The organism is Streptomyces sp. NPDC005485 (genome assembly GCF_040606085.1).
Lineage (GTDB): Bacteria > Actinomycetota > Actinomycetes > Streptomycetales > Streptomycetaceae > Streptomyces.
This window is the reverse complement of sequence record NZ_JBEXDZ010000152.1, coordinates 1-23,187: the sequence shown is the minus strand read 5'-3', so window position 1 is coordinate 23,187 and position 23,187 is coordinate 1. Positions and strand designations below refer to the sequence as shown.

At 69.8% G+C, this 23,187-nt stretch carries 19 protein-coding genes and 2 pseudogenes; 9 read left to right on the top strand and 12 right to left on the bottom strand.

Annotated features, from left to right (window positions below; genetic code table 11):
• Window positions 1-69: 69 nt before the first annotated feature.
• Window positions 70-869, bottom strand: a protein-coding gene (locus tag ABZS97_RS35265; RefSeq protein ID WP_356144589.1) for an IS5 family transposase whose coding sequence is annotated in 2 segments (ribosomal slippage) — window positions 70-531 and window positions 534-869 — 798 coding nt in all. Because the reading frame shifts where the segments join, the coding sequence is not laid out codon by codon here.
• Between the two features lie 444 nt (window positions 870-1,313).
• Between ABZS97_RS35265 and ABZS97_RS35260 the strand changes: the two genes are divergently transcribed.
• The 6 genes from ABZS97_RS35260 to ABZS97_RS35235 are packed head-to-tail and all read left to right on the top strand — an operon-like array spanning window position 1,314 to window position 10,449.
• On the top strand, window positions 1,314-4,355 hold the full coding sequence (locus ABZS97_RS35260) for an FAD-linked oxidase C-terminal domain-containing protein (RefSeq protein ID WP_356144587.1): 3,042 nt from the start codon (window positions 1,314-1,316) through the stop codon (window positions 4,353-4,355).
• A gap of 43 nt (window positions 4,356-4,398) precedes the next feature.
• A complete protein-coding gene (locus ABZS97_RS35255; protein ID WP_356144585.1) occupies window positions 4,399-6,222 on the top strand; it encodes a thiamine pyrophosphate-requiring protein in 1,824 nt (607 codons plus the stop codon).
• Complete coding sequence (locus ABZS97_RS35250) at window positions 6,219-7,328, top strand: enolase C-terminal domain-like protein (protein WP_356144582.1); 1,110 nt, start codon at window positions 6,219-6,221, stop codon at window positions 7,326-7,328. The genes ABZS97_RS35255 and ABZS97_RS35250 overlap by 4 nt, the downstream gene beginning before the upstream one ends.
• 17 nt (window positions 7,329-7,345) lie before the next feature.
• The gene (locus tag ABZS97_RS35245) at window positions 7,346-9,103 is read left to right on the top strand and encodes a glycoside hydrolase family 15 protein (RefSeq protein WP_356144580.1); all 1,758 of its coding nucleotides are present in this window, start codon (window positions 7,346-7,348) and stop codon (window positions 9,101-9,103) included.
• A 15-nt stretch (window positions 9,104-9,118) separates the two neighbouring features.
• Entirely contained in the window at window positions 9,119-10,132 is a 1,014-nt protein-coding gene (locus tag ABZS97_RS35240; protein WP_356144578.1) for an SDR family oxidoreductase, read from the top strand.
• An 11-nt stretch (window positions 10,133-10,143) separates the two neighbouring features.
• Window positions 10,144-10,449 (top strand): hypothetical protein, encoded by a 306-nt coding sequence (locus tag ABZS97_RS35235; RefSeq protein WP_356144576.1) that lies wholly within the window; start codon window positions 10,144-10,146, stop codon window positions 10,447-10,449.
• Window positions 10,450-10,597: 148 nt separating this feature from the next.
• Here ABZS97_RS35235 and ABZS97_RS35230 read toward each other — a convergent pair whose 3' ends face one another.
• The 3 genes and pseudogenes from ABZS97_RS35230 to ABZS97_RS35220 all read right to left on the bottom strand — a co-directional run.
• Window positions 10,598-11,776, bottom strand: coding sequence for a cytochrome P450 (locus tag ABZS97_RS35230; protein WP_356144574.1), 1,179 nt, complete (start codon window positions 11,774-11,776; stop codon window positions 10,598-10,600).
• Between the two features lie 245 nt (window positions 11,777-12,021).
• Window positions 12,022-12,993, bottom strand: a complete 972-nt coding sequence (locus tag ABZS97_RS35225; protein WP_356144572.1) for an NAD(P)-dependent oxidoreductase — start codon at window positions 12,991-12,993, stop codon at window positions 12,022-12,024.
• A gap of 256 nt (window positions 12,994-13,249) precedes the next feature.
• A pseudogene (locus ABZS97_RS35220) lies at window positions 13,250-13,378 on the bottom strand (substrate-binding domain-containing protein); the annotation flags it as partial.
• A 5-nt stretch (window positions 13,379-13,383) separates the two neighbouring features.
• Here ABZS97_RS35220 and ABZS97_RS35215 point away from each other — a divergent pair.
• Window positions 13,384-13,652, top strand: a pseudogene (locus ABZS97_RS35215) (alpha-L-rhamnosidase N-terminal domain-containing protein); the annotation flags it as partial.
• Between the two features lie 134 nt (window positions 13,653-13,786).
• Here ABZS97_RS35215 and ABZS97_RS35210 read toward each other — a convergent pair.
• The 6 genes from ABZS97_RS35210 to ABZS97_RS35185 all read right to left on the bottom strand — a co-directional run bounded on the left by ABZS97_RS35210 (window position 13,787) and on the right by ABZS97_RS35185 (window position 19,394).
• Entirely contained in the window at window positions 13,787-14,602 is an 816-nt protein-coding gene (locus tag ABZS97_RS35210) for an oxidoreductase (protein ID WP_356144570.1), read from the bottom strand.
• Window positions 14,603-14,740: 138 nt separating this feature from the next.
• On the bottom strand, window positions 14,741-15,310 hold the full coding sequence (locus ABZS97_RS35205) for a TetR/AcrR family transcriptional regulator (protein ID WP_356144568.1): 570 nt from the start codon (window positions 15,308-15,310) through the stop codon (window positions 14,741-14,743).
• Window positions 15,311-15,507: 197 nt separating this feature from the next.
• Window positions 15,508-16,812, bottom strand: a complete 1,305-nt coding sequence (locus ABZS97_RS35200; RefSeq protein ID WP_356144566.1) for a DUF3533 domain-containing protein — start codon at window positions 16,810-16,812, stop codon at window positions 15,508-15,510.
• 79 nt (window positions 16,813-16,891) lie between these two features.
• Window positions 16,892-17,335 (bottom strand): hypothetical protein, encoded by a 444-nt coding sequence (locus tag ABZS97_RS35195; RefSeq protein ID WP_356144563.1) that lies wholly within the window; start codon window positions 17,333-17,335, stop codon window positions 16,892-16,894.
• 829 nt (window positions 17,336-18,164) lie between these two features.
• A complete protein-coding gene (locus tag ABZS97_RS35190; RefSeq protein ID WP_356144561.1) occupies window positions 18,165-18,650 on the bottom strand; it encodes a DUF6114 domain-containing protein in 486 nt (161 codons plus the stop codon).
• Between the two features lie 129 nt (window positions 18,651-18,779).
• Window positions 18,780-19,394 carry a DUF6230 family protein gene (locus ABZS97_RS35185; protein WP_356144559.1) on the bottom strand — a complete coding sequence of 205 codons (615 nt, stop codon included), beginning with the start codon at window positions 19,392-19,394 and terminating at the stop codon, window positions 18,780-18,782.
• 271 nt (window positions 19,395-19,665) lie between these two features.
• Here ABZS97_RS35185 and ABZS97_RS35180 point away from each other — a divergent pair, with 271 nt between their 5' ends.
• Both ABZS97_RS35180 and ABZS97_RS35175 read left to right on the top strand, forming a co-directional pair.
• Entirely contained in the window at window positions 19,666-20,367 is a 702-nt protein-coding gene (locus tag ABZS97_RS35180; RefSeq protein ID WP_356144557.1) for a MerR family transcriptional regulator, read from the top strand.
• A 290-nt stretch (window positions 20,368-20,657) separates the two neighbouring features.
• Window positions 20,658-21,359 (top strand): SDR family oxidoreductase, encoded by a 702-nt coding sequence (locus ABZS97_RS35175; RefSeq protein WP_356144555.1) that lies wholly within the window; start codon window positions 20,658-20,660, stop codon window positions 21,357-21,359.
• 67 nt (window positions 21,360-21,426) lie between these two features.
• Here the strand turns inward: ABZS97_RS35175 and ABZS97_RS35170 are convergent, their stop codons facing one another.
• Both ABZS97_RS35170 and ABZS97_RS35165 read right to left on the bottom strand, forming a co-directional pair.
• Entirely contained in the window at window positions 21,427-22,161 is a 735-nt protein-coding gene (locus ABZS97_RS35170) for an NAD(P)-binding domain-containing protein (protein WP_356144553.1), read from the bottom strand.
• A 135-nt stretch (window positions 22,162-22,296) separates the two neighbouring features.
• The gene (locus tag ABZS97_RS35165; RefSeq protein ID WP_356144551.1) at window positions 22,297-22,893 is read right to left on the bottom strand and encodes a TetR/AcrR family transcriptional regulator; all 597 of its coding nucleotides are present in this window, start codon (window positions 22,891-22,893) and stop codon (window positions 22,297-22,299) included.
• Window positions 22,894-23,187: the final 294 nt, after the last annotated feature.

The window sequence follows — 23,187 nt, the reverse complement described above, 5'->3', positions numbered from 1 at the left end:
CTAAAGCGTGTTGCAGAAGGTCGTGTCCGGGCAGGTCAGGACCTTCTGCAACACGCTTTAGACGTCATCTCATTTGGTGAGTCTGCGGTAGCAGATGAGGGTGCAGGCGATGCTGGTGAAGGCCAGGAAGTGCTCGGCTTTGCGCTCGTAGCGGCGGTGCAGTCGGCGACATCCGGCGAGCCAGGACATCGTGCGCTCTACGGTCCAGCGGTGCAGGCCCAGACGGGTCGAGGACTCCATGCCCTTGCGGGCGATGCGGTGCCGGATGCCGCGCCCGCGTAACCATCGCCGCAGGTAGTCGTAGTCGTATCCCTTGTCGGCATGGAGCTTTGCCGGCCTGCGCCGCCGACGTCCCCGACGAGAGCGGATCGGCGGTATGCCCTTCACCAACGGGATCAGCGCCTGGCTGTCGTGGAGGTTCGCCCCCGAGATTCCGACGGACAGGGGCAGACCGGTCCGCTCGGTGACCAGGTGGATCTTCGACCCGTATTTGCCCCGGTCTACAGGATTCGGACCTGTCAGATCCCCCTTTTCAGGGCCCGCATGTTCACCGAGTCGATCGCGCAGCGGGACCAGTCCAACTCGCCGCGGGCGCCGAGCTCGTCAAGGACCAGGCGATGGAGCTTGGCCCACACCCTGGCCTTCGACCACTCGGCAAAGCGCCGGTGAGCGGTCGCCCCCGACGGGCCGAACGACGCGGACGGCAACTGCTGCCACGTGCAGCCCGACGTGGCCACGAACACGATCGCAGCCAGAACCTCCCGGTCACCATGCCGACGCCGACCGCCACCCTGAGGCCGCGACGGAGCCTCCGGGACCACCCGCTGGAACAGCTCCCACAACTCATCCGGCACCAGCCGCTCAACGATCGAAACCACGACCGAGAGCCTACCGAACCAAATGAGATGACTTCTTAGAGGACCGCGATCCGGAGGGCGGGCACGCGAGGGTCACGCGTCCGCTCTCGCGTGAAGCGGTGCTCGCTGTCTCGGCGACTGCCGAGGGTTCCCGGCTCGCGGTGGTCTCGGGTGCCTCCTAGTGTCTGAAGCTGACGATATGTCCGAAGCTGACGATAATCGTCGAGACCTGGGTTTGCGGCCGCTACGAGATCCGATGCCCGACTGAAATACCTTCCGAAAAACACCCTTGCACAATGCAAGGGTGGGTACGCGTAGGCCGGAGGCTCTCCGAGGGGTTCCACTCCATGCTCCCGCCTCGTTCACGGGACGAACCAGAGGGACGGTTTCTCGATGACTCGTACATCGCGACACAAGACCCGCGGCTCGGCCGGTGGGCTGAACGAGTCGGTCGACATGGTGGCACTGGAGGCCGCGCTGCGCGACGCGGTCGACGGTGAGGTCCGCTTCGACGCGGGCAGCAGGGGGGCGTATGCCACGGACGGCTCCAACTACCGTCAGCTGCCGCTGGGTGTGGTCGTTCCGCGCAGCGTGGACGCCGGCGTACGGGCGGTGGAGGTGTGTGCGCGCTTCAGGGCGCCGGTGCTGTCCCGGGGCGGGGGAACCAGCCTGGCCGGGCAGGCGACGAACACGGCCGTGGTAATCGACTGGACCAAGTACTGTCACGCGCTGGTGTCGGTGGATCCCGATGCACGCACCTGTGTGGTGGAGCCCGGGATCGTGCTGGACGAGCTCAACCGGCAGCTGTCCGATCACCGGCTGCAGTTCGGGCCGAAGCCGTCCACGCACAGTCACTGCGCGCTGGGCGGCATGATCGGCAACAACTCGTGCGGGGCTTCGGCGCAGGCGTACGGCAAGACCGTGGACAGCGTGCGACGCCTGGAAATCCTCACCTACGACGGCCTCCGCATGTGGGTGGGGCCGGTGTCCAACGAGGAACGCAGCCGGATCGTCGCGGAGGGCGGCCGCCGGGCCGAGATCCATGACGGACTGGACCGGATCGTCACCGAGTACCTGGCGGACATCCGGCAGGGCTTCCCGAAGATCCCACGCAGGGTGTCCGGCTACAACCTGGACTCGCTGCTGCCGGAGAACGGCTTCGACCTGGCAAAGGCCCTGGTCGGCAGCGAGGGCACCCTGGTGACGGTGCTGCGCGCCGAACTCGACCTGGTGCCGGTGCCGCCGTACCAGTCGCTGCTGGTGCTCGGGTACGACGACATCTGCCACGCCGCCGACGACGTACCCGAGCTGCTGCGGCACTGCTCACCCGGACAACTGGAGGCCCTCGACGGCCGGATGGCGCAGCTCATGCGCGAGGAGCACGCCTACCTCGACTCCCTCGACGCCCTTCCGGACGGCGACAGCTGGCTGATGCTGCAGTTCGTCGGCGAGAGCCAGAACGACGTCGACGAACAGGCGCATGCGCTGCTGCGCGCCCTGGGACGCGACGAGAAGGAGGCCACGGTGGCCTTCTCCGACGATCCCGAGCGCGAGCAGAAGATGCTCAGGGCCCGCGAGGCCGGGCTCGGAGTGACCGCGCGTCCGCCGGACGACCGGGAGACGTGGGAGGGCTGGGAGGACTCCGCCGTCCCGCCGGAGCGGCTGGGCGACTATCTGCGCGACCTGAAGAAGCTGTTCGACGAGTTCGGCTACGGTCACCCGTCGCTGTACGGGCACTTCGGACAGGGCTGCGTGCACACGCGCATCCCCTTCGGGCTGAAGACCGCCGAGGGCGTCGCCGACTTCCGCCGCTTCGTGGAGCGCGCCGCCGACCTCGTGGCGTCCTACGGCGGCTCCCTGTCCGGCGAGCACGGGGACGGCCAGTCCCGCGGTGCGCTGCTCACCCGTATGTTCGGGGAGCGGCTGGTGACCGCCTTCGGCGAGGTGAAGGCCCTCTTCGACCCGGACCACCTGATGAATCCGGGCAAGGTCGTCGACCCCAACCCGGTCGACGGGCAGTTGCGGCTCGGTCCCGAGTGGCGGCCGGTCAGCTCCGACACGCACTTCGGGTATCCGCAGGACGACCACTCCTTCACCCGCGCGGTGATGCGCTGCGTGGGCATCGGCAACTGCCGTGGCCATCAGGGCGGCGTGATGTGCCCGTCCTACCGCGCCACGAAGGAGGAGGAGCACTCCACGCGCGGGCGGGCCCGGCTGTTGTTCGAGATGCTCGACGGCCACGCGGACTCCGCGGTCACCGACGGCTGGCGTTCGACCGAGGTCCGTGACGCCCTCGACCTGTGCCTGGCGTGCAAGGGCTGCAAGTCGGACTGTCCGACGGGCGTGGACATGGCGACGTACAAGGCCGAGTTCCTCGCCCACCACTACGACGGCCGCGTACGCCCCGCGGCGCACTACTCCATGGGCTGGCTGCCGGTGTGGGCCCGGCTTTCCCGAGTCGCCCCGTCGCTGGTCAACAGCGTGCTCCGAGCGCCGGGGCTGGCCAGGGCCGGCAAATGGGTGGCCGGTGTCGACGGCGCCCGCCAGGCGCCGGTGTTCGCACCGCAGTCGTTCCTGCAGTGGTGGCGGGCCCGTTCCGTTGACGAGCCGGATCCCGCCGGCTCACGCACAGTGGTGCTGTGGCCCGACACGTTCAGCACCTACTTCCATCCGTCGATCGCGATCTCGGCGGTGCGTGTCCTGGAGGACGCCGGCTTCCGCGTCACCGTGCCCACGGAAGCCGTGTGCTGCGGCCTGACGTGGATCTCCACCGGGCAACTGGACATCGCGAAGAAGGTCCTGCGGCGCACACTCGGCATCCTGCGGCCGTACATCGAGGCAGGCACCCCGGTCATCGGCCTCGAACCCTCCTGTACCGCCGTGTTCCGCGCCGACGCGCCCGAACTGATGCCGGACGACCAGGACGCGCAGCGCCTGTCCGGACAGTTCCGCACCTTCGCCGAACACCTGGTGCAGCACGCGCCCGAGGGCTGGCAGCCGCCCGCACTGGCCCGGCAGGCCGTCGTGCAGACCCACTGCCACCAGCACGCGATCATGAAGGACGACGCCGATCGCGAACTGATGCGCCGCGCCCACCTCGACGCCGACGTCCTGGACGAGGGCTGCTGCGGGCTGGCCGGCAACTTCGGTTTCGAACGCGGCCACCACGAGGTCTCCATGGCCGTCGCGGAGCAGGGAGTGCTGCCCGCCGTCCGCGCGGCGGCCCCCGGCAGCCTGCTGCTCGCGGACGGCTTCAGCTGCCGCACCCAGATCGAGCAGGGCGACACCGGCCGCCGGGCGCTGCACCTGGCCGAGGTGCTGGCCCTGGGCCTCGACGGGAACCTGCCCACCGAACATCCCGAACGCCTCGCGCGGCGCCCGGCCGAGCCCTCCCGCGCGGCCCGCTGGGCGATCACCGCAGGCGCCGCGGCCCTGGCGACCGCGGCTGCCGCAGTGGCCGGCCGCGGTGCCGCGCACCGCCTGCGCCGCCGCGCGTAGCCGACAACCATCCGACACGTGCCCCACCGGAAAGGTCACCACGATGTCCATGAAGGTTTCCGACCACATCCTCGAGCGTCTGCGCGCATGGGAGGTCGAGCACGTCTTCGCCTACCCCGGCGACGGCATCAACGGGCTGCTCGCCGCCTGGGGCCGGGCTGACAACAAGCCCCAGTTCGTGCAGGCCCGGCACGAGGAGATGGCGGCCTTCGAAGCGGTCGGCTACGCGAAGTTCTCCGGCAGGGTCGGCGTGTGCGCCGCCACCTCCGGCCCCGGTGCCATCCACCTCCTCAACGGCCTGTACGACGCCAAACTCGACCACGTGCCCGTCGTCGCGATCGTCGGGCAGACAAACCGCAGCGCGATGGGCGGCTCCTACCAGCAGGAGGTCGACCTGCTGAGCCTCTACAAGGACGTGGCCTCCGACTTCTGCGAGATGGTCACCGTCCCCGAACAGCTGCCCAACGTGCTCGACCGGGCGATGCGCACGGCCATGGCCCGCCGCTCGGTCACGGCCGTCATCATCCCGGCCGACGTGCAGGAACTCGACTACTCGGCGCCGGAGCACGCCTTCAAGATGGTGCCTTCCAGCCTGGGCATGTCGCAGTACGCTCCCATCCCCGCCGAGCCCGACATCGAACGCGCCGCCGAGCTCCTGAACGCCGGCGAGAAGGTCGCCGTCCTCGTCGGCCAGGGCGCCCGCGGAGCCCGCCAGGAGGTCATGGAGATCGCCGACCGCCTGGGCGCCGGCGTCGCCAAGGCACTCCTCGGCAAGGACGTCCTCGACGACGACCTCCCCTACGTCACCGGTGCCATCGGCCTCCTCGGCACCCGGCCGTCGTACGAGCTGATGCAGGACTGCGACACCCTGCTGGTCATCGGATCCAGCTTCCCCTACACCCAGTTCCTGCCCGCGTTCGGTCAGGCGCGCGCCGTGCAGATCGACATCGACCCGCACATGGTCGGTCTGCGCTATCCCTTCGAGATCAACCTCGTAGGCGATGCCGGGGAGACGCTGCGCCGGCTGCTGCCGCATCTGCGGCCGGCCAAGGACGACGGCTGGCGCAAGAAGATCGAGAAGAACACCGCTCGCTGGTGGGAGGTCATGGAGCGGCGCGCCGCGGTGGACGCCGACCCCATCAATCCCGAGTACGTGGCCCACACCCTCAACGCTCTGCTGCCCGAGAACGTCATCCTGGCCGCCGACTCCGGCTCCGCCGCCAACTGGTACGCCCGCCATCTGCGGCTGCGCGGCGGCATGCGCGGCTCACTGTCCGGCACGCTCGCCACCATGGGACCCGGCGTTCCCTACGTGATCGGCGCCAAGTTCGCGCACGGCGACCGCCCGGCGATCGCACTCGTGGGCGACGGGGCGATGCAGATGAACGGTCTCGCCGAGCTGATCACGATCGCCAAGTACTGGGAGCAGTGGGAAGATCCGCGCCTGGTGGTGGCCGTCCTCAACAACCAGGACCTCAACCAGGTCACCTGGGAGATGCGCGCCATGTCCGGCGCCCCCCAGTTCCTGCCCTCGCAGTCGCTGCCCGACGTGGCCTACGCCGACTTCGCGCGTTCGCTGGGTCTGGGCGGGATGCGGGTGGAGAAGCCGCAAGACGTGCAGAGCGCCTGGGAGGCGGCTCTGACATCCGACCGGCCCTTCGTCCTCGACTTCCGCACCGACCCCGCGGTGCCGCCCATTCCGCCGCACGCGTCCTTCGACCAGATCGAAGCGGCGGCGGCCTCCGTCCTCAAGGGCGACAGCGACCGCGCCGCCATGGTCCGCCAGGGCTTCAAGGCGAAGGTCCAGGAAATGCTGCCCGGTCGCCGCCACCGCGAGGACCGGCCCGGAGCCGACGAGGCACCGTGACGGCCAAGGAGACCGTGGAGCGGCTGGACACGGCCGTCTACACGGTGCCCACCGACGCGCCGGAGGCGGACGGCACCCTGAGCTGGAACAGCACCACCCTGGTGCTCGCCACCGTGCGGTGCGGCCCGGTCGCCGGTATCGGGTACACCTACGCGCCGGCGGCCGCGGCACGGATCATCGACGACGTACTCGCCGGCGTCGTCGTCGGTGGCCTCGCCTTCGACGTGCCGCGTCTCAACGAGGCCATGCACCGCGCCGTACGCAACGCCGGGCTCCCCGGCGTCGCCGCGCAGGCGATCGCCGCCGTGGACATCGCCCTGTGGGACTTGAAGGCCCGCCTGCTGGGTCTGCCACTTGTCGACCTGCTGGGCGCCGCCCGAGACGACGTGCCGGTCTACGGAAGCGGCGGGTTCACCACCTACGACGCCGCTCGCCAGGATCGGCAACTGCGCGACTGGGTGGAAGGGGAGGGCATCCCACGGGTCAAGATCAAGATCGGTGAGTCGTGGGGCCGGTGCGAGGAGCGTGACCGGCGGCGCGTCACCGAGGCCCGCGCGAGCGTCGGCGACACGACCGCCCTGTACGTGGACGCCAACGGCGCCTACAGCGCCAAGCAGGCCGTCCGCGTCGCCGGCGCACTGGCAGACGCGGGCGTGACCTGGTTCGAGGAACCCGTCTCCTCCGACCATCTCGACACCCTCGCCCGCATCCGCGACCACGTCACGATGGACGTCACGGCCGGCGAGTACGGATACACCCTGCCGTACTTCGAGCACATGCTCGCCGCCGGTGCGGTGGACTGCCTGCAGGCGGACGTCACCCGCTGCGGCGGCATCACCGTCTGGCTGCGCGCCGCCGCCCTCGCCCAGGCCCGCGGCCTTGAGATCTCGGGTCACTGCGCCCCGCACGCCCACGCCCACGCCGCCGCGGCGGTGCCCAACCTGCGCCACCTGGAGTGGTTCCACGACCACGTCCGCATCGAACGCATCCTGTTCGACGGCGTCCTCGACCCCGGCGGCGGCAGCGTCACCCCCGGCAGCGGCGGCGAGCCCGGCCTCGGCCTGACGCTGCACGCCGAACGCGCACAGCCGTACCGGGTGAGCTGAACAGGAGACCGGCACCCATGAACACATCCTTCCCGCCCCACGCGCTGCACGACTACGCGCTGCTGGCCGACGGGGAGCGAGGCGCGCTGATCGGACCGGACGGCGCCATCGGCTGGCTGTGCGCGCCGGCCTGGCACGACGACGCGGTCTTCGCCTCCCTCATCGGCGGGCAGGGTGCCTATGCCATCACCCCGCGCGACACACGCGTCTTCGGCGGCTACTACGAGGACGGCACCCTCATCTGGCGCAGCCGCTGGATCACCGTCGCCGGCATCGTGGAGTGCCGCGAGGCGCTGGCCTTCCCCGGCGACCCGGGCCGCCTCGTCCTGCTGCGGCAGCTGCATGCCGTCGAGGGACCGGCCCGCATGACCGTCGTACTCGACCCGCGCGGCGGATACGGACACGAGCCACTGTCCTCCGCCCGCCTGCGCGACGACGGCGTGTGGGAGCTGCGCAGTGGCGCTCACCACCTGCGCTGGCAGGGAGCGCCGTCCGCTGTCCCCGGTGAACGGGGGCTCGTCGCCGATATCGAACTCGAGCAGGGCGAGTGCCGCGACCTCGTCCTGGAATGCTCAGGGTCTGCCCTGCCCCGCGAGCTGCCACAGGCCGCTCGGACCTGGTCCGCCACCGAAGCCGCGTGGCGGCACACGGTGCCTCCGCTCGAGAACACCATCGCTCCCGTGGACGCGCGCCGCTGCTACGCCGTACTGCGTGGGCTGACCTCGCACAGCGGCGGCATGGTCGCGGCCGCCACCACCAGCCTGCCGGAGCGCGCCGAAGAGGGCCGCAACTACGACTACCGGTACGTGTGGATCCGGGACCAGAGCTTCGCCGGGCAGGCCGCTGCCGCCGCCGGCGCCCCCGAACTCCTCGACCACGCCGTCCGCTTCGTCACCGAGCGGCTGCACGCGGACGGCCCGCGGCTGTCTCCCGCCTACACCGTGCACGGCACCTACGTCCCCCGTCAGCAGGAGCTCGACCTGCCCGGCTATCCAGGGGGATTCGACCGCATCGGCAACCGGGTGCGCGACCAGTTCCAGCTCGACTGCTTCGGCGAGAGCCTGCTTCTGTTCGCCGCGGCCGAGCGTCACCGACGTCTCGACGAAACGTCCTGGCAGGCCGTCGAAATCGCCGTACGGGGCATCGCCGAACGACGGCAGCAACCCGACGCCGGCATCTGGGAACTGGACGACCGGATGTGGACCCACAGCCGGCTCACCTGCGTCGCCGGTCTGCGGGCCATCGCCGGCGCGGCGCCACGCCACCCCCTCGCCGACACCTGCACCCGGCTCGCCGACACCGTGCTCGCCGCCACCTCGGCGACCTGCGTAAACCCCAAGGGCCACTGGCAACGCGCCCCCAAGGACCCCGACGTGGACGCCGCCCTGCTGCTCCCTCTCGTACGCGGAGCCCAGCCCCCCGACGACGTACGCACCCGGGCCACGCTGGAAGCCTGCCGCCGCGAGTTGACGCAGGACCACTTCGCCTACCGGTTCCGCCACGACGACCGACCTCTGGAGGAGGCCGAGGGCGCGTTCCTGCTCTGCGGATTCGCCATGGCCCTCGCCGAACACCAGCAGGGCCACGCGGTCGCCGCGCACCGCTGGTTCGAACGCAACCGTGCGGCCTGCGGAGCGTCGGGCCTGTACGCGGAGGAGTTCGACATCGCCCAACGCCAACTGCGCGGCAACCTGCCGCAGGCGTTCGTCCACGCCCTGCTGCTGGAGACCGCCGCCCGCCTCGCCGAGGCTCCGTCCACCCGCAAGACGCGCTAGCACGAAGGAACCGACATGGCCGTGAATGTTGTCATCACCGGCGCCAGCGCCGGGATCGGCAGGGCAACCGCTCGCCTCTACGCCGGGCGCGGCGCGAACATCGTCCTCGTCGCCCGCGGACGCGCCGGTCTGCAGGCCGCCGCCGACGAGGTCGAGGTACTCGGCGGACGCGCTCTCGTGCAGGTCGCCGACACCGCGGACATGCGTCAGGTCGAGGCCGCCGCAGACGCGGCCGAGGAAGCCTTCGGACCCATCGACGTATGGATCAACTGCGCCTTCACCAGCGCGTTCGCACCCTTCGACGACATCAAGGCCGAGGAGTACCAGCGGGTGACCGACGTGACCTATCACGGGTTCGTCCACGGCACCCGGGCCGCACTGAAGCGGATGCTGCCGCGCGATCGCGGCACGATCGTGCAGGTGGGCTCCGCGCTGGGCGAGCGGGCCGTCCCGCTGCAGTCCGCCTACTGCGGCGCCAAGCACGCCATCAACGGCTTCACCTCTTCGGTACGCACCGAGCTGCTCCACCGCGGCAGCAACGTGCACATCACCATCGTCCAGATGCCGGCGGTCAACACATCTCAGTTCTCCTGGGTGCACTCGCTTCTGCCCGGGCACCCCAGCCCTGTCCCGCCGATCTACCAACCCGAGGTCGCCGCCCGGGGCGTCCTGCACGCCGCCGACCACCCGCGCCGCAAGCAGTACTTCGTCGGAGCCAGCACCGTGGCGACCATCTGGGCCAACCGCATCGCCCCCGCTCTCCTCGACCGCTACCTGGCCCGCACCGGCTTCGAATCCCAGCAGACCGACGGCCGGCCGACCGGCGAGAGCAACCTGTTCAAGCCTGTCGACCAGTCGCCGGGCAGTGATCACGGCGCTCACGGCGTCTTCGACGACTCATCCCACGCCCGTTCCTGGCAGGCCGCCATCGCCCGCCACCGCCTCCTGTCACTGACCGGCGTCGGCCTCGCGGCCGGCGGGGTCGCAGCCGCGCTGCGCAGGCAGAACGGCACGTCCCCCATCTCGTAGGCAGGTCTCCGATGAGTGAGAAGAACAACGAAAGACCCGACGATCGAGCGCGTCCACCCGCTCTCCTGGACCAAGCCGGCCGCATCGTCGCCACCGTGGGCGGGGTCCCCTTGGCCCTGGCCCTGGACGTCATCCGTGGCATGTCCGCGCGCACCCACATCAAAGAACGGCATGTCGCCGAACTCCTTGTCGACTGGGCGTCCTCGGGGCGTCTGCCCGCAGACCTGCGCAACGAACTGCGCAGACAACTCGAAGAGCGGCGAGAGCGCGTACGGCGATCCGGCGTCGCGACCGCCGAGCCGACCCCACAGGGATGAGACCGGCAGAAGGAGGCATTCCGGGAGTCCTCCTGTCGCGGACGACGGCGTAACGGCGGACATTCCACGGGAACAGGATCTCCGCGAGCCGGCGTCCCGCTTCCTGCTCGCCCAGTGTGCACAAGCATGGCTTCGGCACGCCGACCGGCTACACCGACACAGGAAGCGACGCGAGCCCGCGAACGAGACGGGTGCACCGCCAGTCCAGTCGATCAGGCGGTGCGGCAAGACGGATTGCGGGGAACCGCATCAGCACCGCTCGCAGGGCGATCTCCGCCTCGGCCTTGGCCAGGGGAGCGCCGAGGCAGCGGTGGATGCCGTGGCCGAAGCTGAGATGAGCGGTGGCGTCCCGGTCCAAGTCGAGCACGTCCGGCGACGGGAACCGCTCCGGGTCGCGGTTGGCGGCTCCGAGAGCGACCAGCACCGGGACGCCGGCCGGGATATCGGTACCGCCGAGCGTGACGGCCTCCGTGGTGTACCGGAAGGTGGCCGTACTGACCGGGGAATCGAAGCGAAGCAACTCGTCCAGCACGGCCGGGACATCGTCCGGATTCCTCCGGAGGCGTTCCAGCTCGGCAGGGCGCTGGAGCAGAGCCAGGGCGGCGTTGCCGAGGAAGTTGGTCGTGGTCTCGTGCCCGGCCACGAGCAGTAGCAGCGCCAGCGAGACGAGTTCCTCCTCGTTGAGATGGTCGTCTCCGTCGCGTGCCGAGATGAGCCGGTCGAGGAGAGAGTCACCAGGGGCGAGGCGCTTGGCGGCGATGAGGCCTGTCATGTAGTCGGCCATGGAGTGCGAGGCCGCGTCGATGACGTCGGGCTTGCCTGCCGCGAACAGCTCTCCGGACCAGCGTTGGACGTCGGGCCGGTCTGTCTCCGGGACTCCGAGCAGCTCACAGATCACGATGACCGGCAGCGGCACCGCCAGGCCGGCCACGAAGTCGAACCGCTCGCCCACGGGCCACTGATCCAGCAGCTCACCGGTGACCCGGGCAATGAACGGACGCAGCTTCGCGACGGCCCCGGTCGTGAACGCCTTGGTCACCAGCCTGCGCAGCCGGGTGTGCTGGGGTGGGTCGTTGGCGAGCATGGTGTGCGCCACCGCAGGGTGCAGACGACGCCGTGACCCCTTGCCCGCGAAGAAGGCGGCCGTGTCCTTCGACAACCGAGCGTCACCGAGGGCTTCCCTCGCTTCCGCGTACCCGGTGACCAGGAAACTGGGGCGCCCACCGGACCCGGCGGGCACCAACTGCACCGGGCAACTGGACCGCATGGCCGCGTAGGTGGGGTAGGGGTCCTGGATGAAGCGGGGGTCCTGAGTCGGGTCGGTCATGCTTTCAGGCTCCAAGCGGCTCTGGGTGGCCGTGGTCGGCGACACGCCCAATGCGTGAGCGTATGCGTTGGCTGCCAGGGAGGGCTTTCCGTCTGGGAGTTACCGGATCAGCTGACGCCCAGTCATGCGCGTTGCGGCCCGCCCGCGTCGACCCCACCAACCCGGTGCCCGGTTCCGAGCCTTGTGCCACGGCCGTCCCCGCCGGCTTCGCGAGGACGGCGATCCGACGTGATCGCTGCTTCCCGTCAGGCGATGAGCGGGCTCGCCACCTTCAGCTCGTCGTGGTCGATCAGCCAGCGGACGGACTCGAGTACAGCGGTCTCCGGTTCGTAGCGCGGTGCGTAGCTGAGAAGGGCCTTGGCCTTCTCGATCGTGAGGCAGTGGCTGCGGTGGAGGTGGTCCCAACTTGCCTCGGCGTGCTCCGGGGGCATGGTGCGGCGCAGCTCGTCCCAGGTCACCGGTTCCAGGGACGCGGTCTGTCCGAACCAGCCGGCGGCGATGTGGGCGAATCCGCGGACATTCAGCGCGGTCGGGGCGACGACGTTGAAGTCTTCTCCCGCCGCGGCGTCCCGGTGCTCGATCGCTCGCTCAAAGGCCTGCGCGACATCATCGGCGTGCACGTGGTGCATCAACTCGACACCGGTGCCCGGGATCCGGAGCTGCTGCCCGGCCGAAAGCGTGGACCAGACGGCGGGGTCGAGGTTTCCCAGCGGACCGATCGGGTGCCAGCCGGGACCGACGATGTGCCCGGGATGCAGGGAGGTGGTCACCAGGCCCCCGGAAGCGGTCTCCTCCTTCAGCATCCGTGCGATCAGGTCCTTCTGGATGCCGTACTCCCCGATGGGCGCGGTGCCCGTGTCCTCGGAGATCGGCAGCTTGTGGCTGGGGCCGTAGCGCCACAGGGTGCCGCAGTGCAGCAGGTGTCCGACCTCGCCGCGCAGACGCTCCACCAGTGCCGTGGCCGCGTCCAGGGTGAAACAGACCAGGTCGACGACGACGTCCGCGGTCAGCCCGGCCACCCTGCCGCCGAAGGTGCCCTCGGCGTCCTCCCGCTCCCGGTCGGCGACGACCTGGTGCACCTGCTGCCACTCGGGAGCATCGGCGTAGGCGGTGCGGGTGCCACGGCTGATGTTGATCACCTCGTGACCGGCACGCACCAGCCGGGGAACGAGGAACGTGCCGATGTGCCCACTTCCGCCGATGACGACGATTCGCATGCTTTTCCCATCAGAGTCCGATGTGATCATTGCGCCAGGATTCTCGACATGCCGTGGCATGCGGTACCGCACAGCCTGACGCGCTCCGCGCCCAGCCGCTACGAAGGTCAGTCGCCCCGCGTCACCGGCGTGCACAGGATCGCGCGGGGGATCGTGCGGGGCATCCCCCGTTGGCAGGCCAACAGCCGCACGTGCCTGGCGAATTGGAAAAGGTTCGCAGCGGGTCCCGGCCGGGCCGTGAAGCCTACGGGAAGGCGCGGTCCGCGATCCGCTTCAGCAGGAGCCGGGCGGCGTTCCGGCCGATCTCTCGGCCCGCCTGGTCGACGCTGGTCAGGGAGATCGGGCCGAGTGCGGCGAAGGTGGTGTTGTCGTAGCCTGCCACCGACCCACTCCGTGGTGACCCGGCCGGACGACTCGTGGAAGGCCACCGACACCGGGCCCTACCGGGCCGCCGACATCTACGACGGCCAGACCTACGACGCCCGCAAGGAACTGCCGGGCTGGACGTCGTCCCTGTTCGACGACTCCGGCTGGTCGGGACCGAACGGATCCCCTTCGAGACCAGGTACCCGGACGCCCAGCACCTCGCCTACCCGGCCGAAACCGCCCGTCTGATGAGCCGTTGGGACCGCCGGACCCGGTCGATCACCGTGTGCACGACTCCGCCGGCCCGCGCGGACGGGGTCCGATTCGTCGGGCACGCGCGCGGCAGGGCCGCCTACCGGCTGGCGTCCGGCACGTACGGGCTGACCAGCAGGCTTCGTTGACAGTGCTGCGCTGTGCAGGGCAGGTGTCAGCCGGCCAGCCGGTTGAGCTTGCGGATCTGCTTGTCGAAGACCCGGGCAGGAGCCAGGCGGTGCAGCGCGCGTGCGCGTCCGGCCGTGGGGCCGGCGGTGTAGCGCAGCTTCGGCTTCGAGTCGGTCGCTGCCGCGACGATCACCTTGGCGACGACGGCGGGATCGTCGCCGTCCCTGATCGCTGTCTCCATCACGCGGTCGAAGGCGCGCCGCTGGTCCGCGTAGACCTGCAGGGGCGTGTCGGGTCGCGGGCTGTTGGCCTCGAATCCGGTGCTGGTGTAGGCGGGTTCGACCAGAAGCGACCGGACGCCGTGCTCACGGATCTCGTGGTCCAGGGACTCGGAGTACCCCTCGATCGCATGCTTGGAGGCGGCGTAGGCAGCCATGTAGGGCGAGGGGAGGAAGCCGACCACGGAGGAGATGTTGATGACGCGGCCGCGTCGTTGAGCACGCATGTGGGGCAGTACGGCCTTCGTCATCCGCATGACACCGAAGACGTTGACGTCGAAGATGCCCTGGGCCTGAGCCACGGAGCTTTCCTCAACGGCCCCGATCGCGCCCATGCCGGCGTTGTTGACGAGGACGTCGATCTGCCCGAACCGGTCGATCACCTGCTGGACCGCGGCGGTGGCCGACGTGTCACTGGCGACGTCGAGGTCGAGGAACGTCACTCCGCCGAGCGGGGAGACGCGCGAGGTGTCGCGGCTGGTGCCGACCACGTCGAAACCCGCTGCGACCAACGCGAGCGCCGCCGCCTTCCCGATGCCGGATGACGCGCCCGTCACAAGGGCCACCGGTCGATTTGTCGCCATCATGGACTCCCGCACTCGTTGAGGAAACTGATCGGTTTCTCTAAATGTAAACCGATCGGTTTCACCGTGCAAGTTCAAGCATCGGCCGTCGGCGGGGCCCCCTGGGCTTTGCTGTGCCTGCCGGGTCGCGGCGGTATGTCAGTGCACGTCCGCCGCGTCGAGCAGGAGGGTCACCGTGGGGGAGACGAGTCCGCCCAGGTGGTCGGCTCCGATTCCCGCGCGGGCGCTGGCGCCGTCGAAGACCAGGCTGAGCTGCCGGGCGAGCAGGTCGGGATCGCTCGCCCCGCCATGTTCGGCCTCGGCGCGGAAAAAGGCCGTCAGGCCCTCCTTGATCCGGTGCGACACCCGGCTCGCAGGGTGGTCCTCGTCCTTGAGCTCGATCTGTACGGCCAGGTACGGGCAGCCTCGGAACTCGGGTGCGCCCGCATGCAGCTCGACCTGTGCGAAGACGTGCAGGATCCGCTCGCGGGGTGAACCTGCCTCGTCCGCCGCGGGCAGGAGCGTCGCCACGTAGGCGGAAGCGCGTTGCTCCAGGCTCGCCGCCAGCAGCTCGTCCTTGCTCCCGAACAGCTGGTACATGGAGCGCTTCGACACCCCCGCCGCCTTGCACAGCGCCTCGACGCCGATGCCGACACCTTCGCGGTAGCTGAGTGTGGCCGTCGCCTCCAGCAGCCGCTCTCGCGGACTTGGCTTAGTTTCGGTGGTCATACCGCGAGGTTAACTCGATTCGGCCAGAATCAAAACCGATCGGTTTCCGCGGTGCGCGTACAGCGGCTCGACGACGGCCTTGGGGGAGAGGCCGTCGCCGAGCCGTGAGAGGTGTGAGCACGTCCCGTCCCCACGGGGCATACGCACACCGGGGGCCATTCCGAGCAATGGCCCTGCACTGGGTGGGTGGCGTTGCGCTACGCCGGGACGGCGGTCTCCTCGGCCTCGGCCTTCTTCTCGGCGGGGATGCGGTGCAGTCCCTTGCGGTCGTACCAGCCCAGCACGCCGAACCCGAACAGTGCGGCGGCCGCGAGGCCGACGGCCATCATGATCCAGCCTCGGGTCAGGCCCGCGTCGCCCTGCGCGTCGTAGTAGAGGATCGAGCGGATACCGCCGGTGATCTGCCGCAGCGGCTCGAACTCCGCGAGGAAGCGGTAGAAGCCGGGCAGCGCCTCGATCGGCGTGGTGGCGCCGGCCGTCGGCACCGCCATCGCGATGAAGACCAGCGTGACGAGCAGCATGCCGGGTGTCCCGAAGACGGCGAGGAGGGTGAGCGCGCCGATCCCGGCGACGGCGATGGCGGTCACCGAGTAAAGCCACAGGAGCGGCAGGTGGGAGGCGTCCATGCCCATGATGCCGACCGCGCCGACCATGACCAGGGTGCCCATCAGCAGGGACAGGGCCGCCATGAGGGTGCCGGCGATGGCGAGGGTCTGCACCCGGGTCGCCCGGATCAGTGGGCGGTGCAGGCGCAGCGGGCCCATGTCGTTGTGGGTGTAGCCGAGGGCGTGGTCGACCTGGCCGCTGATCACATTGGCGGAGAGCATGCCGCACACCACCAGGACGAGCGCGTAGTAGAACGCCGTCAGGCCGAGACCGCTGTGCGAGTCGAGCGGATACCCGTCCTTCACCGTGACGGCGGCCGGGTCGGCGAGCAGGACGCGCGCCGCGGCCGGCAGCTTCGCCTGTCCGGTGCCCCTCTGCGCGGTCAGTTCCTGGCCTATGCGGAGTGAGGCGCTCTCGGCCGCCTGGGTCGTCGCCGTCCGGGCCAGGCCGGAACCCAGGCTGCCGGCCGACTGGTTGGTCAGCACCGTCAGTGTCGGACGCACCGGGGTCCCGGTGGTCGTGGTGCCGGTCAGGGCGGTGGTGGAGGAGGTGAAGTCGGCGGGGACGACGAGCGCGCCGTACAGCTTGCCCTTGCCGAGTTCCTCCTTCATCTTCCGCTCGTCCATCACCTTCCAGTCGATCTTGCCTCCGCCCGCGGAGGACTTCTTGATCGACTTGGTGATCTGCTCGCCAAGGTTGACGTGCCGGCCACCGGCGTCGACCCCCTGGTCGGCGTTGACCAGTCCGACGGGCAGGTTTTTCATATGGCCCGCCGGGTCGATGTTGGCGCCGACATAGAGCACGGAGAACAGCAGCGCCAGGACCCCCGTGATGACTGCGTTGGCGATCCACAGGGGTTTCGCCCGCAGCACGCGGAAGGGGTGAATTCCATTCATGACTTGCTCCGGTCTCGACAACACGACTGCAGGGGAGAAGAGGCCGGACGGCGGGTCGGCCGCGGCTCCTCGGCGGGCTTCACCGGGGCGTGCCGTACCCGTGGATCCCCGGGATGACGAGCTTTCCGCCTGTCTGGCCGGCCTGATCGATGTCGGCGTCGTCCAGGCTGAGTTGGAGCTTGAGGCCGAGGTCGCCGAGCGTGTCGTAGAGCCACTCCGGCACCGTGTCGGGGGTGAGGTGCAGGCGGAGGACGGGCGGCGTGGGGAGGTTCTCGATGCTGGAGAGCGTGCCCGTCAGACTTTCGACGTACATGGTGATGCCGTCGCCTCGCAGCGTGGACGTGGAGCCGGGTGCTCCGTCGATGTGCTGGATCTGCGGGCCGACGGGTACCGACATCTTCAGGTCGCGAATGGTCACCGACCCTGCGGAGAACTTGAGCACCCGCTTGGGTCCGTCGGCCGTATCCACGGTCACCACTCCGTGGAAGACCAGGTCGTGCAGTGCGACGCGACTTCCCTTCATCTTCCACGGCTCGGCGGAGAACCGGTCGGCACTCTTGTCCTCGGGCGCCTTGAGATCGCTGATGTCGCAGGGGCGGGGGGCCTCATTTGTGGTCGACCGGGTGGTCTCCCGGGGGGACTTCGGCGCGGGCGACGGCTCGGCGGTCCGGTGGCTGGGTGACGGTGATGCCTGCGTCGTGGGCAGTCGTGGGTCGGAGGGCGCTGTGGTCCTTGGCGTCGATGCCGGCGTCGGTGTCGGTGTCGGTGTTGCAACACCTGGGTTCGGCGAGGGGGTCGCGTCCGGTGCCGGACTCTTCCGCTCGGTGTCGCCGTGGAGGAGATCCAGGGGAGCGAGGATGTCTGCAAGCCCTGCTGAGGCGGAGGTCTGGCTGGGGGAGGGGGCGGGGGTGACGGTCGGGGAGGGGGGCGACGCCGCTCCCTCGTCGTCCGCTTGCTCCGACGGTTTGGCGGGCCCGCCGGTTCGGTGAGCGCCGGACGTGCTGGGATCAGCGGACGGAGCAGGGCGGGCGGTGGTCGTGGTGGCCCTGGGCGAAGCCGTCGCCGAGGGAGCTGACTTCTCGCCGGGAAGGTCGCAGTCCACAGCGTCGGCTCCTGGTCCGCCGCTACCCGCCTCGGGAGCGGACAGCGCCGCGGCCGCGCTCGTGTCGGCGGACGCGGGCAGTCGTTGGCTCCCGAGGATCAGAGCGGTCGGCAGCGCCGTCAGGGCGAGGGCCCGGCCGATGGGCAGGCGCAGGCGCGTCAATGCGGACGTACGAGGGATCGCGTGGCGGGCTCCCGGCGGCCGGGTGGAGCGGCGTTGCGCGGTCTCGCCGCGAGTGTCGGGCGACTGGTCACTCATTCCCCGGCCCTCCCTCCGGAGTGACGGTGGTCGACGGCCGCTCGGCGCCGTCGGACATGTTCTCCGGGAGCCCGTCCACCGGACCCCAGGCCAGAGCCAGGAGTCCGCCCGTGGCCGCGAGCAGCGTGCCGAGGAAGAATCCGCCGAAGTTGGAGATGGGAAGCGACAGCACGCCGAGGAAGACGGAGACGCAGCCGGCGAAGAACCTGATGATCGGCTGGAACCAGAGGAGTCCGCCGAGGACGATCAGGGTCAGGCCGATGACCAGGGATCCGGCCCCCGCGGTGGTGGACATCGCGACGGACAGGGCGCCCAGGGAGAGGTTGAAGTACGGGAAGTAGATGATGGGCGCGGCGGCAAGGAGCACCAGCAGGCCCGCCCAGAAGGGGCGCGTGCGTCGCCAGGCCCGGAAGTCCCGGCGAGCGCGGGTGAGTCCGCCGTCGGTGTGGGGGCGCACGGGTACACCGGCACTCGTCATGTGGCAGCTCCCAAGTGTGAGGGGGGATGGCGTCTGTGGGGAGGGGCCCCCGCCCCCGAGCCGTCACAGGTCGCTTCAGTGCGCTGGAGACGAGGGGGCGGGGGTTGGGGACGGGGGCGGCGACGAAGGTCAGAAGCAGTCGTGGCGGCCGGCGGCGATGTTCATGTGCAGGCCCGGCAGTTCGAACGTTCCGGCCGAGGTGGCCCAGACCTTCTGGTGGGCGTCGATGATCTCGACCGAGTCCGCCTGCTGGGCATAGCCGTTGGGGTCGACGTGGTCCTTCGGGTTCACCTGACCCTTGGTCATGGAACCGGTGGCGACGCCGATGTCGACGTTCTTGAAGGTGCCGGACTTGGCCTCAAGGTCGGTCATGTCGATGTACAGGTCCTTGCCCTTGACCGGCGTGCCCGACCCGCCGGCCTTGAGCGTCATCGTGTAGGTCCCGAGCACGGGAATGTCCACCGGGACGGACTGACACATGTCGGTGACCGTCGCGTTCTTGATGGACGAGACCGAAACGGGCACGTGCTTGCCGTTCTTGGCGACGTCCACCGTGGCGTAGTTGCCGAATCCGGTGCCGCTCAACTTGCCGGCCGAGACCTGGAAGTCGGAACCGGAGATGCTGAACGAAGCGGCCAGCGCGCCCTGGGCCATGGAGACGGCAACAGCCGCCGTGGCGGCCACCGTCGGCACGGCACCGACGGCGAAACGCTTCCAGTGGGTCTTGCCGATTCTCTGGGACATGGTGTGGTCCTTCGTGTCGAGGCGTACGGGACGACCGGACCCAGGACTGACTGGCCCGGGCCCGGGGCAGGGAAGAACGACGGCTGGGTGCTGCCGCGGCGATGCAGGCGGCTTCCGCAGGAGCATGTTGTCCACGATCACGGAGGAAGCGGGCACGCCGAAGAGGCGCTCGATAGTGTTACTACCGAGTACCCGATAGTGGCACTATCGAGATCGGTGGGCAACCCCTGGTAACGCGATACTGGAGGGACAGTTGAGCGTGAGGGAGCGCATGAGGATTTCAGAGCTCAGTCAGCGGTCCGGGGTGCCGATGGCGACCATCAAGTACTACCGACGGGAAGGGCTGCTCCCCGAGGGGCGCGCGCTGAACCCCACGGCGGTCGAGTACGGCGAGGAGCACGTCCAGCGGCTGCGTCTGATCCGTTCCCTCATCCAACTCGGCGGACTGTCCGTGGCTCGTGCTCGTGAAGTACTCGAAGCCGTAGACCGTCCGCTGGACGCGTTCGAGACCCTGGGCGTCGTCCACCACGCCCTGCCCGTGCCCTCCGCGGACAAGAGTGGAAAGGGCGGCCGGGACGGCGACGGACCGAGTGGCGCTGGCGACGAGGAGGCGCCAGGCGGAACCGCCGCACGGGTCGAGGCTCTCATCGAGAGCATGGGCTGGCAGATCTCCGGCGAGTCACCGCACCGACCGGCACTCGCCGAAAGCCTCGCAGCGCTGTGCCGCCTCGGCGCCGACTACACAGCCGAGGACCTCCTCCCCTATGCACGGCTCGCCACGGCCACTGCCGACCTGGACTTCGCCCAGCTCGAAGGGATCGAGGACCGCATCGCCCTCGCCGAGCGGGCGGTGGTCCTCGGGGTGCTCTCCGAACCGGTCGTCATGCTTCTGCGGCGACTGGCCCAGGAGGACGCGAACCACCGCCGTCATGATCGCCGTGCGTGTGGGCGGGACGAGTCCCCGGAGGGGTGAGCAGGGCCCGAAAGGAGGACCTCCTCCTTGTCCTGAGGGGGGCACGGCACGGTGTCCATGCAGGTCTTGCGGTCCTCCCGGTACGGGGTCCAGGACGTCTTCGCCGCCGGGGCGGACGGCCAGGCAGTAGCCCGACTTGTAGTCAGGGGGAGAGGTCAGGCGGCGTTCTGACCATGAAGGTCTTCGGTGTGGGCGTGGTCCTCGCCGTCTGGCGGGCTTGCGTGTGGAAACCGATCGGTTTACCGTGGTGAAACCGAACGGTTTACCGATCCTATCGCTTGGAGATAGTCATGACCGCACTCAAGGGCGCGCACGTCTTCGTCACCGGCGGCAGCCGCGGCATCGGCAAGGCCCTGGTGGAGGAGCTGTACGCACGCGGCGCCGGCAAGGTCTACGCCACCGCCCGCGACCCGCGCACGGTGACGCACCCGGACGCAGTGGCGGTCGCCCTGGAGGTCACCGACCCGGCTTCCGTGGCCGCGGCCGCCGCACAGGCGAAAGACGTCACCGTACTGATCAACAACGCCGGTGCCGCGGTCGGCGCGTCCTTCCTGGACTCCCCGGTCGACGACGTGCGGCGTGAGTTCGAGACGAACTTCTACGGCCCGCTGCTGCTCACTCGCGCCTTCGCGCCGATCATCGAGCGCAACGGCGGCGGCCACATCCTCAACGTGCACTCCGTGCTGTCCTGGCTGGCCCTCGGCGGCTCCTACAGCGCCTCCAAGGCCGCACTGTGGTCGCAGAGCAACTCACTGCGCCTGGAACTGCAGCCGCGCGGCATAGCCGTCACCGGTCTGCACGTGGGCTACGTCGACACCGACCTGGCAGCGGGCGCCGAAGGTCCCAAGGCCGACCCCCGCGACGTAGCTGCCCTCGCCCTCGACGGCATCGAGACCGGCGCCCACGAGGTTCTTGCCGACGACGTCTCCCGGCAGGTCAAGGCAGGCCTGGCCGGGGACCTCGCGGCGCTGTACCCGCAACTCGCGCAGTAAGGCACGGACGAGAACGAGGGCCGCCGATCGCGCGCGATCGGCGGCCCTCGCCATGGGGCCGGGGGCGTCAGTGGTGGGCGGAGCGGTTCATCTCGACGATCTCCGACAGGGAGGGTATGGAGGTGAGGGTGGTGAAGTGCGCCATCAGGCGATCCCGCGTGCGCGGGGCTTCGGCCCGGTCGGCCGCGGCCAGGGCGGGTGCCAGCTCGTCGAGGGTGAGCTCGGTGCAGTAGGCGGGCGTGCCCGGTTGCTGGCGCCAGGAGTCGGCCAGTACGCCGGCGTCGTGGGCGTCGAAGCCGGTGTCGTCCACCAGCCGCATGGCCACGCGCCGCGCCTCGTCGGAGTCGGCCGCGACCGGGATGGCGATGCGACCGGGGGTTCCGGCCACGGAGCCCTTGGTCTGCTGGGTGCCGGCCAGGGCGGCGTTCCACGCCTTGACCACGGGACGGCCCAACTGCCCGGCGTTCCACAGGCTTTCGACCTGGCCGTCGTCCACCGCTTCGATGTTCCCGCTCAGGTGGGGGTAGTAGTTGGAGGTGTCGATGACCACGGTCTCGTCGGGGACACCGGCGAACAGGTCGGCCAGTTCCGCCGCCCGTCCGAAGGGGATGGACAGGATGATGACGTCCCTGTCCTGGACGGCATCGCCGAGGTCGGCCGCGCGGGCTCCGGACGCCAGCACGTCGGCCGGTACCCCCGCGGGGCCCCGGGCGTCCGCCACCTGGACGTCGTGGCCGGCCGTGCTGAGCTTGCGGGCGAGGTTTCCGCCGATGGCGCCTGCGCCTATAACGGTAATTTTCATGGTTTGTCCTTCTGAGGGTTGCACCACCCCTCAGGGGCGGCGCGATGTGATGAACGTGTGGCGGGATCGCCGGTCGGAGGCCGTCGCCGGGGAGCCCAGGAGGGTCCGGGTAGCCCAGGAGGGGGCTCCGGTGGCTTACGCCCGGTCGCCCCGTTCGCGGTAGCCGCTCGCGATGAGTGCACGGAGTCGGTCCACGGACTCTGCGTCGGTGGCGCCGGTGCCCCTGATCCAGGCGACGGAGACGGCCGCGAGGAACAGGTCGTACCCCTTGACCGACGCGCGCACGTGTCCTGCGAGCTGCGCGGCCCGCACGTATGTGTCGGTGGCTGTGATGAGGATGTCGCAGGGAACGGTCAGCGGATTGTCCGGCTCCTGCGCCCTGGCCGCAGCCATGAGCGGCTCCGGCAGTCCGCTGAAGGCGCTGAAGTAGTCCTCCATCGCCCGCAGCCACTGCTCCAATGCCTCGGTGGCGTCCCTGAGTTGGCTGATGTTCGCCTGGCGGGCCACCAGTTCCTCGGAGCGCGTCTGCAAGACGGCCGCCAGTAGAGCTTCCCGGGTGGGGAAGTGCCGGTACAAGGTGCCGGGACCGACGCCCGCGTCCTTGGCCACCGCCTCCAAGGAGGTGCCGACCCCGTACCGCAGGAAGTGACGCTGCGCCGTTTCCAACAGGGCCGCGCGGTTGCGCTGGACGTCCGCACGGGGCTTGCGCACCCGCTGTCCGTCGGCACTCATGGGCCCTCCCGGTCTCCGGTCTGTACGCGGTCGCATCGAAACGGATGCTGCCTCCGTATGGATTCGAGAGTAAAGCGGAGGTGGCCTCCGGTCAAACTGGGGCCTGATCCCCAAGGGGGGCGGGGCGGCGCGGGCGATCGACACGCCTGGCCCGGGATGGGGAGCAGGGAGCCGACCCCGCAAGGACTTCAGCCGGCCGCGCCCCGCCCGGCTCACGCCGCTGGGGAGGCCTCGCGTCGTGTGGCCGGCAGTTACAGGACGAGCCCTAGGCGGCAGGAAAAGTGACGCAGACTG